Source organism: Phytohabitans maris, from assembly GCF_031085175.1.
Taxonomy (GTDB): domain Bacteria; phylum Actinomycetota; class Actinomycetes; order Mycobacteriales; family Micromonosporaceae; genus Phytohabitans; species Phytohabitans maris.
The window spans coordinates 139,612-156,075 of sequence record NZ_JAVHUY010000007.1 but is presented as its reverse complement, the minus strand read 5'-3'; the positions used below and the strand labels follow the sequence as shown (position 1 = coordinate 156,075).

General features: G+C 71.0%; 16 protein-coding genes. 13 read left to right on the top strand and 3 right to left on the bottom strand.

Annotated elements, in window-relative coordinates:
* Positions 1–49: 49 nt before the first annotated feature.
* The 8 genes from RB614_RS09540 (at position 50) to RB614_RS09505 (ending at position 7,969) form a co-directional block, all read left to right on the top strand.
* On the top strand, positions 50–700 hold the full coding sequence (locus RB614_RS09540; protein WP_308712030.1) for a helix-turn-helix domain-containing protein: 651 nt from the start codon (positions 50–52) through the stop codon (positions 698–700).
* A 205-nt stretch (positions 701–905) separates the two neighbouring features.
* Complete coding sequence (locus tag RB614_RS09535; protein WP_308712029.1) at positions 906–2,219, top strand: M24 family metallopeptidase; 1,314 nt, start codon at positions 906–908, stop codon at positions 2,217–2,219.
* Positions 2,216–3,193, top strand: coding sequence for a thiamine pyrophosphate-dependent dehydrogenase E1 component subunit alpha (locus RB614_RS09530; RefSeq protein WP_308712028.1), 978 nt, complete (start codon positions 2,216–2,218; stop codon positions 3,191–3,193). Before RB614_RS09535 ends, RB614_RS09530 begins: the two co-directional genes overlap by 4 nt.
* Complete coding sequence (locus RB614_RS09525; protein WP_308712027.1) at positions 3,181–4,176, top strand: alpha-ketoacid dehydrogenase subunit beta; 996 nt, start codon at positions 3,181–3,183, stop codon at positions 4,174–4,176. The genes RB614_RS09530 and RB614_RS09525 overlap by 13 nt, the downstream gene beginning before the upstream one ends.
* Before the next feature lie 13 nt (positions 4,177–4,189).
* Entirely contained in the window at positions 4,190–5,545 is a 1,356-nt protein-coding gene (locus tag RB614_RS09520; protein ID WP_308712026.1) for an amidohydrolase family protein, read from the top strand.
* Positions 5,542–6,435, top strand: coding sequence for a cupin domain-containing protein (locus RB614_RS09515; RefSeq protein WP_308712025.1), 894 nt, complete (start codon positions 5,542–5,544; stop codon positions 6,433–6,435). Before RB614_RS09520 ends, RB614_RS09515 begins: the two co-directional genes overlap by 4 nt.
* Positions 6,432–7,109, top strand: a complete 678-nt coding sequence (locus RB614_RS09510; protein ID WP_308712024.1) for an SDR family NAD(P)-dependent oxidoreductase — start codon at positions 6,432–6,434, stop codon at positions 7,107–7,109. The genes RB614_RS09515 and RB614_RS09510 overlap by 4 nt, the downstream gene beginning before the upstream one ends.
* Positions 7,106–7,969 carry an NAD(P)-dependent oxidoreductase gene (locus RB614_RS09505; protein WP_308712023.1) on the top strand — a complete coding sequence of 288 codons (864 nt, stop codon included), beginning with the start codon at positions 7,106–7,108 and terminating at the stop codon, positions 7,967–7,969. Before RB614_RS09510 ends, RB614_RS09505 begins: the two co-directional genes overlap by 4 nt.
* Here RB614_RS09505 and RB614_RS09500 read toward each other — a convergent pair.
* Positions 7,961–9,025 (bottom strand): DNA polymerase ligase N-terminal domain-containing protein, encoded by a 1,065-nt coding sequence (locus RB614_RS09500; protein ID WP_308712022.1) that lies wholly within the window; start codon positions 9,023–9,025, stop codon positions 7,961–7,963. The two genes, RB614_RS09505 and RB614_RS09500, sit on opposite strands and share 9 nt — an antisense overlap.
* Before the next feature lie 163 nt (positions 9,026–9,188).
* Here RB614_RS09500 and RB614_RS09495 point away from each other — a divergent pair, with 163 nt between their 5' ends.
* Together RB614_RS09495 and RB614_RS09490 are read left to right on the top strand one after the other, a co-directional pair.
* Positions 9,189–9,509: an STAS domain-containing protein gene (locus RB614_RS09495; protein WP_308712021.1), complete on the top strand. Its 321-nt coding sequence runs from the start codon at positions 9,189–9,191 to the stop codon at positions 9,507–9,509.
* A gap of 101 nt (positions 9,510–9,610) precedes the next feature.
* On the top strand, positions 9,611–11,323 hold the full coding sequence (locus RB614_RS09490) for an ATP-binding protein (RefSeq protein ID WP_308712020.1): 1,713 nt from the start codon (positions 9,611–9,613) through the stop codon (positions 11,321–11,323).
* Between the two features lie 60 nt (positions 11,324–11,383).
* Here RB614_RS09490 and RB614_RS09485 read toward each other — a convergent pair whose 3' ends face one another.
* Positions 11,384–12,538, bottom strand: coding sequence for a glycoside hydrolase family 12 protein (locus RB614_RS09485; RefSeq protein WP_308712019.1), 1,155 nt, complete (start codon positions 12,536–12,538; stop codon positions 11,384–11,386).
* Between the two features lie 75 nt (positions 12,539–12,613).
* A complete protein-coding gene (locus RB614_RS09480; protein WP_308712018.1) occupies positions 12,614–13,369 on the bottom strand; it encodes an IclR family transcriptional regulator in 756 nt (251 codons plus the stop codon).
* A gap of 22 nt (positions 13,370–13,391) precedes the next feature.
* Here RB614_RS09480 and eda point away from each other — a divergent pair, with 22 nt between their 5' ends.
* The 3 genes from eda to RB614_RS09465 all read left to right on the top strand — a co-directional run bounded on the left by eda (position 13,392) and on the right by RB614_RS09465 (position 16,405).
* Complete coding sequence (gene eda, locus RB614_RS09475) at positions 13,392–14,036, top strand: bifunctional 4-hydroxy-2-oxoglutarate aldolase/2-dehydro-3-deoxy-phosphogluconate aldolase (RefSeq protein WP_308712017.1); 645 nt, start codon at positions 13,392–13,394, stop codon at positions 14,034–14,036.
* Positions 14,036–15,130: a sugar kinase gene (locus RB614_RS09470; RefSeq protein ID WP_308712016.1), complete on the top strand. Its 1,095-nt coding sequence runs from the start codon at positions 14,036–14,038 to the stop codon at positions 15,128–15,130. Before eda ends, RB614_RS09470 begins: the two co-directional genes overlap by 1 nt.
* A 165-nt stretch (positions 15,131–15,295) precedes the next feature.
* Entirely contained in the window at positions 15,296–16,405 is a 1,110-nt protein-coding gene (locus RB614_RS09465) for an FAD-dependent monooxygenase (RefSeq protein WP_308712015.1), read from the top strand.
* The last annotated feature ends 59 nt before the right edge of the window (positions 16,406–16,464 follow it).

The window sequence follows — 16,464 nt, the reverse complement described above, 5'->3', positions numbered from 1 at the left end:
GATCTATGGCTCTCATGACTTTGTTCAACAGGGCTGTACGATGCGGGACGTGACCACTGCACTCCCGCCGGTCGGCGAGCGCATCCGCGAGGCGCGGCTGCGCCACGGCATGAGCCTGCGCGCCCTCGCGCGGGCGGTGGGCGTGTCGGCCAGCCTGATCTCCCAGATCGAGACGGGCAAGAGCCGCCCCTCGGTCAGCACCCTCTACGCGATCACCAAGGCGCTGGAGATCTCGGTCGAGGACGTCTTCGACGGCACCGAGGCGGAGTCCACCCCGCCACCGGGCCGGCCGGTCGGCGGGCCGCTCTCCGGCGCCGTGCTCCAGGCGGTGCACGGGGTCGCCCAGCCCGCCGGGCACCGCATCGGTCCGATCGTCCGCCCCGAGGCGCGCGAGGTGCTGCAGCTCGACTCCGGCGTCACCTGGGAGCGCCTCGGCCACCTGCCCGGCACGCGGATCGACTTCCTGCTGGTGACGTACGCGCCGGGCGGCACCTCGTCCAGCGGCGACCAGCTGATGCGCCACTCCGGCCTGGAGTACGGCTTTCTGATCGAGGGCGAGCTGACCCTCACGCTCGGCTTCGAGGAGCACCTGCTGCGCCCCGGCGACGCGGTCTCGTTTCCGTCGAGCACCCCGCACCGGTACCGCAACGACGGGGTCACGCCCGCGGTCGGCGTCTGGTATGTGCACGAAGAGCCCTGATCGCGTACCCGAGAAGCGGGGGTGGGAGCACCCCCACCAAGCCTCGGAACGCGGGGGGGGGGGGGGGGTGAACGCCCCCCCCACCACCCCCCCATCCCCCTCTTTGGGGGCCGCACCCCCCACGGCGGCGACCGTTAAGTGACGCTTGACACGGGCCCTTAACACGTCCTTCACTTGGGGGTGTCGCCTCAGTGAGGAGGACGCGGTGGCTATCCGCACGTTCGGGACGAACGCCGTCGACTGGGAAGAGCGGGTCGACCTCGATCGGCTGCGCCGTGAGCGCCTTGCCCGGCTCAAGGCGCAGCTGGACGCGTCGGATTTCGGCGCGCTGCTCACCTTCGACTTCTCCAACATCCGCTATCTGACCTCAACGCACATCGGCACCTGGGCGATGGACAAGCTGATCCGGTTCGCCGTGCTCCCGCGCGGCGGCGAGCCGGTGATCTGGGACTTCGGCTCCGCCGCCCGGCACCACCAGCTCTACAACCCCTGGCTCGACGGTGCCGAGCGGGCCCGGGCCGGGATCTCCACGCTGCGCGGCGCGTTCCATCCGGACGCGGGCATCGCCGCCGACGTGGCCCGGAAGGTCGCCACGGTGCTGCGTGAGCACGGCCTGGCCGACGCGCCGGTCGGTGTCGACCTCATCGAGATGCCGGTGCTCGCCGCGCTGCAGGCCGAGGGGCTGACCGTTGTGGACGGTCAGCAGGTCTTCCTGGAGGCCCGCCGGATCAAGACCGCCGACGAGATCAGCCTCCTGGCGCAGGCGTGCGCGATGGTCGACGCGGCGTACGAGGAGCTGTACGAGTTCCTCCGCCCGGGCGTACGCGAGAACGAGTGTGTGGGCCTGGTCAGCAAGGTCCTCTACGACCTCGGCAGCGAATACGTCGAGGGGGTCAACGCGATCTCCGGCGAGCGGTGCGCGCCACACCCGCACGTCTACAGCGACCGGCTGATCCGCCCCGGCGACCCGGCGTTCTTCGACATCCTGCACAGCCACATGGGCTACCGCACGTGCTACTACCGCTGCTTCGCGGTGGGGAGCGCGTCGCGCGGGATGCGCGACGCGTACACCCGCTGCCGGGAGTACATGGACCAGGCGATCGCGCTGGTCAAGCCGGGTACGACGACGGCCGACATCGTGTCGCTCTGGCCGCGCGCCGAGGAGTTCGGCTTCCCGGACGAGATGGCCGCGTTCGCGTTGCAGTACGGCCACGGGGTCGGGCTCTCCATCTGGGAGAAGCCGGTGTTCAGCCGGCTCGTCTCGCTGGACCACCCCGAGGTGCTCGAAGAGGGCATGGTCTTCGCGCTGGAGACGTACTGGCCGGCCGGCGACGGGTACTCCGCCGCCCGGATCGAGGAGGAGGTCGTGGTCACCGCCGACGGGTGCGAGGTGATCACGAAGTTCCCGGCCGAAAAGCTGCTGATCGCCGGGCGTCGCTACTGGACCGTGGACGGCCCGCTGCCCACCGGCCGCGAGGCACAGTCCCACCTGAACACGCTGAACGGGAGCGGCCGATGACGCCGGAGGAGCTGCTCGACGCGTACTCGGAAATGGTCTTGATCCGGCGCACGGAGAAGGCCGCGCACGACCTGTTCATGTCCGGGCTGGTCAAGGGAACCACCCACCTGGCCGCCGGGCACGAGGCGGTGGCGGTGGGGGCGAGCAGCGCGCTGCGCCCGGACGACTACGTCTTCGCCACGTACCGCGGCCACCACCACGCGATGGCCCGCGGCGCGACGCCGGAGGAGTGCCTCGCCGAGCTGATGAGCCGGGCCACCGGGCTGTGCCAGGCCAAGGGCGGCTCGATGCACCTGACCAAGGCGACCAACGGCATGCTCGGCTCGTACGCCATCGTCGGCGCGCACCTGCCGATGGCGGCCGGCGCGGCCTGGTCGGCGAAGCTGCGCGGCAGCGGCCAGGTGGCGGTGGCGTTCTTCGGCGACGGCGCGACCAACATCGGCGCGTTCCACGAGGCGCTCAACCTCGCCGCGGTGTGGTCGCTGCCGGTGATGTTCGTCTGCGAGAACAACCTCTACATGGAGTACACGCCGATCGAGGCGGTGACCGCGGTGCCCAACCCGGCCGCCGACCGCGCGGCCGGATACAACATGCCGGCCGAGATCATCGACGGCAACGACGTGGTGGTCGTGCACGAGACGATGGCCCGGGCCGCCGAGCGGGCGCGCAAGGGCGAGGGGCCCACGCTCATCGAGGCGCAGACCTACCGCCACTTCGGGCACAGCCGCGCCGACCCGGCCAAGTACCGCCCGGCCGACGAGGTCGAGCGGTGGATGAAGCACGACCCGCTCGACGTGGCCCGGGCGCGGCTGGAGGCGCTCGGCGTACCGCCGGAGACGATCGCGGACCGCGACCGCCGCGCGGCGGCCACAGTGGACGCCGCGATCGCGGCGGCGAAGAACGCGCCAGAGCCGGAGCCGGCGCTGGCCTTCACCGACGTGTGGGCGGACGGGGGAGCGGCATGGCGGACGTGACCAAGGCGGAGAAGTTCACCTACCGGGACGCGGTCGCCGAGGGCATCGCCCGCGAGATGCGCCGCGACCCGAGCGTCGTCTGCCTGGGGGAAGACATCGGCGCGGCGGAGGGCGTGTTCAAGACGACGGTCGGGCTCTTCAAGGAGTTCGGGCCGGGGCGGGTCTGGGACACGCCGATCTCCGAACAGGCGATCGTCGGGGCCGCCATGGGCGCGGCGATGACCGGCATGCGGCCGGTCGCCGAGATCATGTTCAGCGACTTCCTCGCCTGCTGCTGGGACTACCTCGCCAACGAGATCCCCAAGGCCCGCTACATGACCGGCGGCCAGGTGACCGTGCCGCTGGTGGTGCGCACCGCCAACGGCGGCGGGCTGGGCTTCGGCGCCCAGCACTCGCAGGCGGTGGAGAACTGGGCGTTCACCGTGCCCGGTCTCAAGATCGTGGCGCCGTCCACGCCGGCCGACGTGGTCGGCCTGATGTCGGCGGCCATCCGCAGCGACGACCCGGTCGTCTTCTTCGAACACAAGGCGCTGCTCGCGGGCTCCGGGCCGCGCCCACCGGAAGGTCACCTGATCGAGCTCGGCCAGGCCGCGGTGGCCCGCGAGGGCACCGACGTGACCGTCGTGGCGCTGGCCTCCACCGTGCCGCTGTCGCTGAAGGCGGCCGACCAGCTGGCCGGCGAGGGCATCTCGGTCGAGGTGATCGACCTGCGCTGCCTCATCCCGCTCGACATGCGCACCGTCCTGCGTTCGCTCGAACGCACCTCCCGGCTCGTCGTCGTGGAGGAGAATCCGTACCAGGGCGGCTGGGGCGGCACGGTCGTCTCGGTCGTCGCGGACGAAGGCTTCGAACTGCTCGACGCCCCGATCAAACGGGTCGCCGGTGCCAACGTGCCCCTGCCGTTCGCCGACTCGCTCGAAGCCGAGGTGATCCCGACCGTCGACAAGGTCACCGAGGCGATCCGCAGGCTATCCGCCTACTAGGGAGAGACCCGCCATGCCCCACAGAACCCTGCTCCGCGGCGGCCACATCCTCACGATGGACCCCTTGCTCGGCGACCTGCCGAGCGGTGACGTGCTGATCGAAGACGACAAGATCGCGGCGATCGAGCCGCACATCGAGGCGGATGCCGAGGTGGTCGACGCCAGCGGCCGCATCGTCATCCCCGGCTTCGTCGACAGCCACCGGCACACGTGGGAGACGGCGATCCGCGGCGTGGCGCCGAACGCCACGCTGGACGACTACTTCGTGGACATCCTCGACACGTTCGCGCCGGTCTACACGGCGGAGGACGTGTACGCCAGCAACCTGGCCGGCGCGCTTGAGTGCCTCAACGCGGGCATCACGACGCTGGTCGACTGGTCGCACATCAACAACACGCCGGAACACCCGGACGCCGGCATCCGCGGGCTCCAGGAGGCGGGCATCCGGGCCCAGTACGCGTACGGCAGCGCGAACACCTCGCTGGCCGACTACTGGTTCGAGAGCAAGATCGTGATCCCGAAGGACGACGTGCGCCGCATCCGGGACACGTACTTTTCCTCCTCCGACGGTCTGCTGACGATGGCGCTCGCCACCCGCGGCCCCGGCTTCTGCACCGACGACGTGGTCCGCGCCGAGTGGGAGATGGCCCGTGACCTCGGCATCCCGATCACGGTGCACGTGGGGATGGGGCGGATGGCCGGCCGCTTCGGCATGATCAAGCAGCTCGACGGCCTGGGCCTGCTCGGCGCCGACACCACGTACATCCACTGCTGCTACTTCAGCGAGGAAGAGTGGGAGCTCGTCGCTCGCAGCGGCGGCACGATCTGCGTCGCACCGCAGGTCGAGCTCCAGATGGGGCACGGCTGGCCGCCGGTGGCGAAATCCCTCGAGTACGGGCTGCGCCCCAGCCTCTCGATCGACGTGGTAACCACGGTGCCGGGCGACATGTTCACCGAGATCCGGGCCGCGTTCGGTGCTGACCGGGCCCGGCGCAACGAGATCTACTGGGAGCGCAACGAGCCGGCCGAGGGGCACCTCACCGCCCGCCAGATGCTGGAGATCGCCACGCTCAACGGCGCGTTCGTGGCCGGCGTGGAGGACCGCACCGGCTCGCTGACCGTCGGCAAGCAGGCCGACATCGTGCTGATCGACGCGCAGGCGATCAACGTCGCGCCGCTGCACGACGCGGCCACCGCGGTCACCCTCTGCGCCGATGTGTCCAATGTGGAGTCCGTGCTGGTGGCCGGCCAGTTCCGCAAGCGGGACGGCAAGCTGCTGGCCGATGTCGCGCGTGCCCGCCAGCTGGTCGAGAACGCGCGTGACCGGCTCGTCGGCGCGGTCGCCGGCAAGAAGGCGGTCTCGGCGTGACGGTGACGTCGAGGCACGTCGTACGACGGGCGTCGGAGGCGGCTTTCACCGCCGTCTCCGGCGGCTTCTCGCGCTGGTCCATAGTGGACGAGGGCGTGCCCGGCGCGGTGCACACCGGGTTCGCCGTGTGCGAGCTGGCGCCGGGCGCCTCCGTACCCAGCCGGGTCAACTGGTTCGAGGAGTCGGTGTTCCTGCTGAGCGGATCCGCGGTGATGGACACGCCCGGCGGGTCGTACCGCCTGGAGCCCGGCGACTACGGCCTGGTCAACACGGGCGTGCCGTACGCCTGGCGCAACCTCGGCGACGAGCCCGCCCGGTGGGCGCAGATGCAGGCGCCGCAGCCGCGTGGGCGGCTCGACGGCGACACGCTGCCGGCAGCACTGGCGGCCCCCGGGCCGGTGCTGCCGGTCGACCCCCGCGACCCGCGCACCCAGTCGTTCGGACACATCTCGCCGCAGCACATGGACCCGGGCAAGCAGAGCCAGGACCTGCTCGCCGTCTCCGCCAGCATGCGCACCGCGCTGCTGGTCTACAGCGGCATCACGGTGAAGATGATGGTCGACAGCGACCTCGGCGCCGACCTGTCCACGATGTTCATGGTGCAGTACGAGCCGGACGGCGTGGCGGGCGCGCACGACCATCCGTTCGAGGAGACCTACCTGATCCTCGAGGGCGCCACCGACGCTACGTTCGACGGCGAGACGTACCGCCTCGAGGTCGGCGACGTCGCCTGGGCCGGGGTCGGCTGCGTGCACGGCTTCGCGAACGCCGGCGACGGCCCGGTGCGCTGGCTGGAGACCCAGGCGCCGCAGCCGCCGCCGCGGCATTCCTACCGCTTCGCGCGCGACTGGGCGTACCTGCGCGAGGCTTTGCACGAGGAGGACTCATGAGCGTTGTCGTAGTTGGCGGTTCGGCGGGGATCGGGCTGGAGGTCGCCCGGTTCTTCGCCGACCTCGGCGACGACGTCCTGCTGACCAGCCGCGACGCCGGCCGCGCCGAGCGGGTGGCCAAGGAGGTCGGCGCCCGCGGCGTGGCGCTCGACCTGGCCGAGCCGGCGACGATCGCCGACGCGCTCGCCGGGGTGGAGCGCGTCGACCATCTCGTGCTCGCCGCGATCGAGCGGGACCACAACACCGCCGCCGAGTACGTGATCGAGCGGGCGATCCGGCTGGTCACGCTCAAGCTGGTCGGCTACACCGAGGTCGTGCACACGCTGGTGCCGAAGATGCACCCGACCAGCTCGATCGTGGTCTTCGGCGGGCAGGCGATGCAGCGGCCGTACCCGGGCTCCACCACCGTCTCCACGGTCAACGGCGGCGTGGTCGGGCTCGTGCACACGCTCGCCTGCGAGCTCGCCCCGATCCGGGTCAACGGCATCCACCCCGGCATCGTCGGCGACAGCCCGTACTGGGAAGGCAAGCCGCTGGACGCGGTCGTGGCACGTACGCCGCTCGGCCGGCTGGCGGTCATGAACGAGGTCCGCGACGCCGTGGTCTTCCTGCTCCGCAACGGGGCGATCAACGGTGTCAACCTGCCCGTCGACGGCGGCTGGCTGCTGAAGTGAGGGTCGCGATCATCGGCGCCGGGCGGATGGGCGCGGGCATGGCCGGCCGGCTGCGCGAGACGGGCGCCGAGGTGGTGGTCTGGAACCGTACGCGCGAGAAGGCGTCCGCCACGGGCTGTGCCGTCGCGCAGACCGCGGCCGAGGCGGCGGCCTCGGCCGACGTCGTCATCGTCTCGCTGGCCGACGACGCCGCGGTGCTCGCCGCCTACGACGGCCCGGACGGCGTCGCGGCCGGCCTCACCGAGGGCACGGTCGTCGTGGAGAGCAGCACGATCGACCCCGAGACGGTACGCCGGGTCGAGCCGCTGGTCACCGGCCGCGGCGCCGTGCTGCTGGACGGGCCGGTGTCGGGCAGCACCGCGCTGGTGGAGAAGGGGCAGCTGACGTTCATGGTCGGCGGGCCCGCGGCGGGCGTCGACCGGGCCCGGCCCGTGCTCGACCTGCTCGGCCGCCAGGTCTTCCACGTCGGCGACCTGGGCTCGGGCGCGGTCGTCAAGCTCGCCGTCAACACCGTCGTGCTCGCGCTCAACCAGGCGCTCGCCGAGTCGCTGGTGCTGGCCGAGCGGGCCGGTGTGCCGCGCGAGACCACGTACGAGGTGCTCGCCAACAGCGCGGTCGGCTCGGCGTTCGTCTCGTACAAGCGGGCGGCCTTCGAACGCCCCGACGAGGTGCCGGTCGCGTTCAGCCTCGACCTGGTGGCGAAGGACCTCGACCTGGTCCGCCAGCTCGGCGAGCGGGTCGGTGCCCGGATGCCCCAGGCCGACACCAACCTCGGCGTGGCTACGGCCGCGGTGGCCGCCTCCTTCGGCGACCGGGACATGAGCGCGGTGGCGGCATACCTGCGCGGGCTGTCAGGGTAGCTCCAGCCACTGGCGGGTGCGCCTGCCCGGCAGGTACGGCGAGTCCAGGCGCTTGGCCACCACGCCGCCGAGACCCTGGTCGCGACTGGCCTGCCGGGCGAACTCGCCGCCGCCGGTGAAGTGCGGCGGCACCTGCCAGTGGGGCCCGGCCAGGTCGAGCGTGGCCAGCAGCTCGCGCCGCTCCACGTACGGCAGGTCCAGAGTGGACCGGCCCTCGACCCAGAGCAGGTCGAAGACGAGGTACTGCACCGGCACCCGGGATGCCACCCGGCGGGCGGCCGCGCCGTCGGTGACCCGTACCCGCGGGCGCAGCGCCGCCTCGCTCACCCGCCCCGCGGCGTCGAACGCCACGACCACGCCGTCGAGCACGCACTCGGTCGGCGCCAGCGCCTCGGCCATCTCCCGCACCTCCGGGTACGAGGCGGTGATGTCCTTGTCGTCGCCGCCGAGCAGCCGCGGCCGGCCGCCGGACACGTAGGTCACCGCGCGCACACCGTCCCAGGCCAGCTCGTACGCCCAGGCGTCGTCGTCGGCGGGCAGCTTGGCGGCGCGGACCGGCAGCATCGGCGCGACCAGGTCCGGCATCGGGCTGAAGCCGGCCGGCGGCGGGTCCATCCGGTGGATCATCCAGTTCTTGCCGTCGGTGCGAAACAGCACGTACCGGCCGGAGACCCGCTCGCCGTGCAGCGTGACGATCACCTCGCTCTCGCGCCACTTCTCCGTCTCGTACGTGCCGCGGTCGAAGATGGTCATCCGCCCGCCGCCGTACTCGCCGGCCGGGATCTCGCCGTGGAAGTCCTTGTACTCCATCGGGTGGTCCTCGGTCTGCACGGCAAGGTTGTTGCGCGCCGGGTCGCGGGGCACGCCGCGCGGCACGGCCCAGGAGACCAGGACGCCGCCGCGCTCCAGCCGCAGGTCCCAGTGCAGGCTGCGGGCGTGGTGCTGCTGGATCACGAACGTGTCGTCGCCGCCCGCCGCCGGGCGCCGCTCGGGCACCGGCTCCGGCGTCCGCTTGGCGTCACGCTTGCGGCGGTACTCGTCCAGCCGGTCGCCCATATTCGCAATTGTCGCCGCGCCGCGACGGTATCGCATGGGCTCGATCTGGGTACCGTGGAAAGTACTTCGCGAACGTGGCCTCGGGCGCTGCCGGTGAAGCCAGCGACCGGGACCAGGCGAGCGGAGCGAGCGCCAGCCCAACTCAGCCCCGGGGGTGAGGGCGTTGTCCCACTTCACCGTCGTCCGTCTCGGCGAGGCCGCCCTGGTCTACGCCGAGGGTCCCCTCGACGCCACCGTTGCCGCCACCCTGCACGACGCGCTCGCCGACATCGTCGACGAGCGGGCCACCCCGATCGTCATCGACCTTGTCCGCGTGCCGAGCGTCAACGACAGCATCGTCACGGCCCTCGCCGCGGCCGCGTCCCGCGCCGCCCAGCAGGGCCGGGGCCTGGAGCTACGCCTGGCCGCCGGCCAGCGCTTCACCGTGACCGGCGCGGCCCAGCTACGCCAGGTGATGGGACGCGCCTACCCCACGATCGCCTGACCACTCTCCAGGAGCCAAAACAAACGCGCGGCGATGCCCACGCGGGACCGACGTGCCTGATAAAGTCTTTATCACGAAGTCTTTATCGGGGTCGTGGTGGTGTGGATACAGTCGAACTTCGTGGGCTCGTCACATTACTGCGTGCCCGTGCCACGGATCTCACCGACCTGGAAGCCAAGACCGCCGTCGGCGGTCTGCCGAAGTCTGTCCGCGAGACCATCAGCGCCTTCAGTAACGGACGAGGAGGCACAATCCTCCTTGGCCTGGACGAGCGGGCCGACTTCGCGGTCGCGGAGGGCTTTCAGGCTGCCCGGATCCGCGACGATCTTGCGAGCGCGTGTTCAAGCGACCTCGAACCACCGGTCCGCGCCGAGATCGACATTGTCGACATCGGCGAGGGAGCCATCGTGGTCGCCGAGATTCCGGAGTTGGACCCGCGCTTCAAGCCCTGCTTTGTGAGGAGCCGGGGAGAGTACAACGGATCCTTTACGCGTGGCGGAGACGGTGACCGAAAGCTGACCGACTTCGAGATCCATCTTCTGCACACCAACAGAGGCCAGCCCGACGACGACAGGCGGTCCGTAGACGGCGCGAGCGTCGAGGATCTCGACGGCCTGTCCGTTAGCTACCTGCTGCGGCGGGTGCGGCAGCGGCAGCGACGGGCGTTTGATGGACTCGATGACGAGGGTGTCCTTCGTCGCCTGAACGTTCTGGCTCCGGACGTTGACGGCCGTCTCGTTCCGACTCTTGGCGGCATGCTCGCGCTGGGGCAGTATCCGCAACAGTTCTTTCCGCAGCTCAACGCGACGTTCGTCGTCTACCCCGGCGTCTCGGCGGAGGATGTTCCCGCGGGCGGCCCCCGGTTTCTCGACAACCGGACCTTTGAGGGCTCCATCCCCAACATCGTCGACGAGGCGGTAGCGGCGGTGCTCCGCAACACCTCGGTACGTTCGTTTGTCGAGGGCGCTGGGCGGCGGGACGTTTACGACTATCCGGTCGAGGCACTGCGTGAGGTGATCGTCAACGCCCTCGTGCACCGCGACTATTCGCCGTACTCCCGTGGGACGCCGGTGCAGATCGTGCTCTATGCGGATCGGCTGGCCGTGGCCAACCCAGGCGGGCTGTTCGGCGCGGTGACCGAAGACGACCTGGGCGGCGAAGGTGTGTCTTCTACCCGAAACCCGGTGCTGGTCAAGTTGCTGCAGGACGTGCAGTTGCCGGACAGCGACCGCACGGTCTGCGAAAACCGCGCTAGCGGCATTCCCACGATGCTGCGTGAGATGAGGAGGGCAGGGTCGGCGCCGCCAGAGTTTCACAACCGGATCACTCGCTTCAAGGTCGTTTTCCCGCGACACGCACTGCTGACCGCGGAGACGATGGCCTGGATCGAAGGGCTGGGTGCGACTGGCCTGACCGCTACACAACAGATGGCCCTCGCGCAACTGCACGAAGGCCGGGCCATCACGAACCAGTCCATGAGGAACCTCGGCCTTGACGGGCGACGGGCCACGGTGGAGTTGGCCGATCTGGTCGGGCGTGGGCTGGCGGCGAGGATCGGAGAGCGGAGACACGCCCGCTACGTTCTCGTACCGTCGGCTGGGCGTGCTCTGGCCGAGGCGTCGCAGGGCGACCGTGAAGGAGCTGTGCTCGCCGCCCTTTCCGGGCGGGGCGAAATGTCCCGGCGCGATATCGAGCTAGCGACTGGACTCGGACAGATCACCGTGCTCCGGGCGCTCGAGTCCCTCATCGCCGTGGGCAAGGTTGAGGCGACGGCGCCGCCGCGGTCGCCGCTGCGGCGCTATCGACGGATCTGACGTTCGATGAGAGCGATCGGGGCGCCCCGGAGGGCGCCCCGATCTGTGGAGGGAGCGAGGTCAGGAGGAGCAGGCGGTACCGTTCAGCGTCCAACCGGTGGGCGCTGTGTTGGTGCCGCTGTGCGTGCCCTGGAAGCCGAACGACTGGCTGGCTCCCGGCGCGATGGTGCCGTTGTAGTTGACGTTCCGCGCGCTCACGGACGAGCCGCTCTGCGTCACGGTCGCGTTCCAGCTGTTGGTGATCTGCTGGCCGCTCGGGAACGAGAAGCCCAGCGTCCAGCCGTTGACCGTGCTGGAGCTCGTGTTGGTCACCGTGACGTTGCCGGTGAAGCCGTTGTTCCACGAGTTCGCCGTGTACGCGACCCGGCAGGCGCCGCCACCGCCCGGCGGGGGCGTGGTGACCGGGGGCTGGGTGGTGGCCGGCGGGCTGGTCGACGGGTTGCTGGGCGGCGTGCCCTGGTTGACCGTGGTCGAGAACGAGTTGACCGCGAGGCCGGTGCCGCCGATCCAGGGCTCGAAGCCGGCCTGGACGCTGGTCAGGTACCACGAGTTGGTGATGGCGCCGCGGTTGCGGATGTCGTTGATGAAGTCCAGCAGGCTGAAGCTCCAGCTGTTGATCGGCGACGGCGCGACGTACGAGATGACGTTGTTGGAGCCGTTGCTGCCGCGCCAGACCTCCCAGGTCCGGCCGCCGACCGTGGCGTTGCCCTGCACCGAGCCGATCGGCTGGATGTTGCCCTGGCGGTTGAACCAGATCATGATCTCCATCTGGTTGACGCCGTCGCGCTTGGGCGTCGGGTCGAGCCAGATGTCGAACGCGGCGTCATACGTGGCGCCGCTGACGTAGCTGTAGCTGACGCTGCTGTTGGCGCTGCTGATCTGGCTGACCTGCAGCGGCAGGTTGGTGCCCGGCGAGCAGTTGGTGTAGTGGCAGCCGTAGTAGACGGCCGGGTACGACACCGGGGCGCCGCTGGTGTTGCCGGTGCCCTGCTGGCTCACGATCGAAAAGCCGGTGTCGGTCACGTTGATGCACTGCTCGGCGCTGGTGCCCCAGCGGTTGTTCATCACCACGTAGCGGCCCTGGATCGTGGTCGTGCCGTACTGCTCGCAGATGCGGACGTCGGCCTGGGCCGGTGCGGCGGCCACGGTGATCGCCGTCGCGGTGCCCGCGATGAACAGGCCGATCGCGGCCAACGCGCGTATCGGGCGTTTCATGGGTGCTCCTTTTCGTGGGTGGGGTCCGGGTGGGTCGGACGGGAGCGCTCCCATGAGGTTAGGACATATTCACGGTTATGAAAACATGCTGCGCGCGGCCCGTAACTGGTCCATGGCTCGGGCGAGCGCCCCGGTGATCCGCTCCTCGCTCTCCGGGCCGATCCGGGCGGCCGGTACGGAGATGCTGATCGCGTCGGCGGGCGGGTCGGTGAGGGGTACCGCGATCGCGAAGCAGACGATGCCGTCGGTGTTCTCCTCGCGGTCGAGCGCGTACCCCCGTTCCCGCGTCCGCTGGAGCTCGGTGTGGAGCGCGTCCCGGTCGGTGATCGTGCGGTCGGTCAGCGCGGGGAGCGGCCAGCGCAGCTGGCCGTCGGGGTCGGGATGGTGGGCGAGCAGCGCCTTGCCCAGCGCGGTGGCGTGCGCGGGCAGCTTGCGGCCGATCGCGCTGTACAGCCGGAGCCGGTGGGTCGACTCGCGTTTGGCCAGGTAGACCACGTCCGGGCCGTCGAGCCGGCCGAGGTGGGTGGCCTCGCCGAACTGCCGGGAGAGGTCGTCGAGCACCCCGGCCACCAGGCCCACCGCGTCGTCCGCGTCGAGGTACGCCGCGCCTACCTCGAGCGCCCGCACGCCCAGGCCGAAGCGGGTGCCGGTCGGGTCGGTCTCCACCCAGCCGCGCCGGGCCATCGTGCGGAGGATGCCGTGCAGGCTGCTCTTGGGGATGTCGAGCGCCCGGGCGAGCTCGATCAGCGAACGGCGGTTAGGGGAGGCGGCGAGGGCCTCCAGCACCTCCAGGGTGCGGTCGGCCGACTTGACTGGCTGGCCAGGGGTCATGCTTTCGATTATGGTCGAGGATGTGACCAGCGTTCATCATGTTGAACAAGCAATTGGCGCCGCCCGGCTCCTGCCGGTGGTGGTCCTGGAGGACGCGGCCGGTGCCGAGCCGCTGGCCGCCGCGCTGACCGCGGGTGGCCTGCGCAGCGTGGAGGTGACGTTCCGCACGGACGCCGCCGCCGAGGCCATCCGGATCATGGCGGAAAACCCCGAGCTGCTGGTCGGCGCCGGCACGGTGCTCTCCCCGGCCCAGGTCGACGCGGCCGTCGAGGCGGGGGCGAAGTTTGTGGTCAGCCCCGGGTTCAGCCCGGCGGTCGTGGAGCGCTGCCGGGAGGCTGGCCTGCCGGTCTACCCGGGCGCGGCGACCGCGACGGAGATCCACATGGCGCTCGACGCGGGGCTCTCGATCGTCAAGTTCTTCCCCGCCGAGCAGATCGGCGGGGCCAAGATGATCAAAGCGCTGGCCGCACCCTTCCGGTCCGTCCGGTTCATCCCGACCGGTGGGGTAAACACCGCAAATCTGCCTGACTACCTCGCGCTCGGCGCGGTCTTCGCGGTCGGCGGCACCTGGATGGTCGCGCCCGACCTGCTCGCCGCCGGCAAGTGGGACGAGGTCACCCGGCTCACCGCCGAGGCGGTCGCGCTGGTCGCCAAGGGAGGCAAGTGATGTTGCGTATCCGGCCGGCCGAGGAGTGCCGCTACGACCTGGTCTCGCTCGGCGAGGTCATGCTCCGGCTCGACCCGGGTGAGGGGCGGGTCCGCACGGCCCGCAGCTTTCGCGCCTGGGAGGGCGGCGGGGAGTACAACGTGGCCCGCGGGCTGCGCCGCTGCTTCGGCATGCGCACGGCGGTGGTCACCGCGTTCGCCGACAACGAGGTGGGGCGGCTGCTCGAAGACCTCGTGCTGCAGGGCGGCGTGGACACCTCGTTCGTGAAGTGGCTGCCGTACGACGGGATCGGCCGCGCCGTGCGCAACGGGCTCAACTTCACCGAGCGCGGCTTCGGCGTGCGGGGCGCGGTCGGCACCTCGGACCGCGGGCACACCGCGGCCAGCCAGCTCCGCCCCGACGACGTCGACTGGGACCACCTCTTCGGCACGCTGGGCGCGCGCTGGCTGCACACCGGCGGCATATATGCCGCCCTTTCCGAGACCACCCCGGCCGTCATCGAAACGGCCATGTCCGCCGCGCGCCGGCACGGGACGATCATCTCGTACGACCTGAACTACCGGCCCAGCCTGTGGAAGGCGGTCGGCGGCAAGGAGCGGGCGCAGGAGGTCAACCGTCGGCTCGCGCGCTACGTCGACGTGATGATCGGCAACGAGGAGGACTTCACCGCCTCGCTCGGCTTTGAGGTGCCGGAGACCGACGAGTCACTGTCCACGCTGGAGGTTGCCAACTTCCGCCGCATGATCGAAGAGGTCACGAAGGAGTATGCCAACTTCGCCGTCGTGGCCACCACCTTGCGTACTGTGCGCACCGCGACGGTCAACGACTGGGGCGCGATCGCCTGGGCCGACGGCGCGTTCGCCGAGGCGACCCACCGGCCCGGGCTGGAGATCCTGGACCGGGTGGGCGGCGGCGACAGCTTCGCGTCCGGCCTCGTCTACGGGCTCCTCACGAGCGGAGACCTCGCCACCGCCGTCGAGTACGGCGCGGCGCACGGCGCGCTCGCGATGACGACACCCGGCGATACGTCGATGGCCAGCCGCAAAGAGGTGGAGGCGTTGATGCGCGGCGCCGGTGCTCGGGTGCAGAGGTGAGGGCCTCCACTACGTGAGACTTGCGTAGCGCAATTGCGTGTTCGGGGGACTACCCTTAGACGCGATCGGGGCCTACCCTTGGCCGGTCGCTCCGAGTAGTCTCTTGGCTTCAACGCGTTGCCCTTCCCCGGCGCCGGGGCTAGAAACCTCCGGAGGCGTTCGCACATGCTTGGATCCACCCTGCGGATCCTCGTTGTCGGAGCCGGCATCGCCGGCCTGGCAGCCGCCCGCGCACTGCGCCTTGCCGGGTTTCGGCCCGAGGTGGTCGACAAGCTCCCGGCGTCCACTGTGGCGGGTGCCGGCATCTTCCTGCCGGGCAACGCGACCCGGGCGCTGCGCGAGCTCGACCTCGACGCGCCGGTGCGGCCGTGCGGCGAGGTGGTGACCCGCCAGCGCTTTCTCGACGCGCGCGGGCGGGAGCTCTGCGAGGTCGACCTGGTCGAGCTCTGGGACGGCGTGGGCGAGTGCCGGGCCCTGCCCCGGGCCGACCTGCACCGGGTGATGCTCAGCGGGGCCGGCGGCGCGGTGCGGCACGAGACCGAGGTGACCCGCGTCGAGGCCGTGGCCGGTGAGACCGCCAAGGTGGAGTTCGGCGACGGCTCCAGCGCGGAGTACGACCTGGTGGTCGGCGCCGACGGCCGGCGCTCCCCAGTGCGGTTGATGACCGCGCTGGGCAGCGCCGCGGCGCCGGTCGGCCAGGTGATGTACCGGAGCGTGGTGACCGGCGGTCCAAAGGTCTCCGAGTGGACCGCGGTGCTCGGCAAGCGGGCCGCGTTCGTCGTGATGCCGATGGGGGCGGGGCGGCTGTTCTGCTACGCCGACGAGGCGGCCACCGCCGCGCCGCCCGACCCCGTGGCGCGGGTCCGGGAGGTCTTCGGGGGCTTGGGCGGCCCGGTGCCCGCCGTCCTCGACGCGATAGAGAAGGTGCAGGTCGCGGTCACCGACGAGGTCGAGATCGGCTGCTGGTCCCAGGGGCCGGTCGTGCTGGTCGGCGACGCCGCGCACGCCACCGCGCCGACGCTCGCCCAGGGCGGCGCCATGGCCCTGGAAGACGCCGTGGTGCTCGCCGACTCGCTGCGCCGGGCCGGTTCGGTGACCGAGGCGCTCTCCGCGTACGAGCGGCGCCGCCGCCCGCGCACCCGCTGGGTCCTGGAGCGCACCCGCGACCGCGACCGGCTCCGCGACATGTCGCCGTCCCTGCGCGACCCGCTGCTGCGCCGGCGCGGCGGCGCCATCTTCGCGGACCACTACCGGGGTCTGGTGGCTCCCTACTAACCCCCGTAGTTGATGGCCGCTGGCGGAGGGCTATCCTGCCCGTTGGACTGCCAGATCAA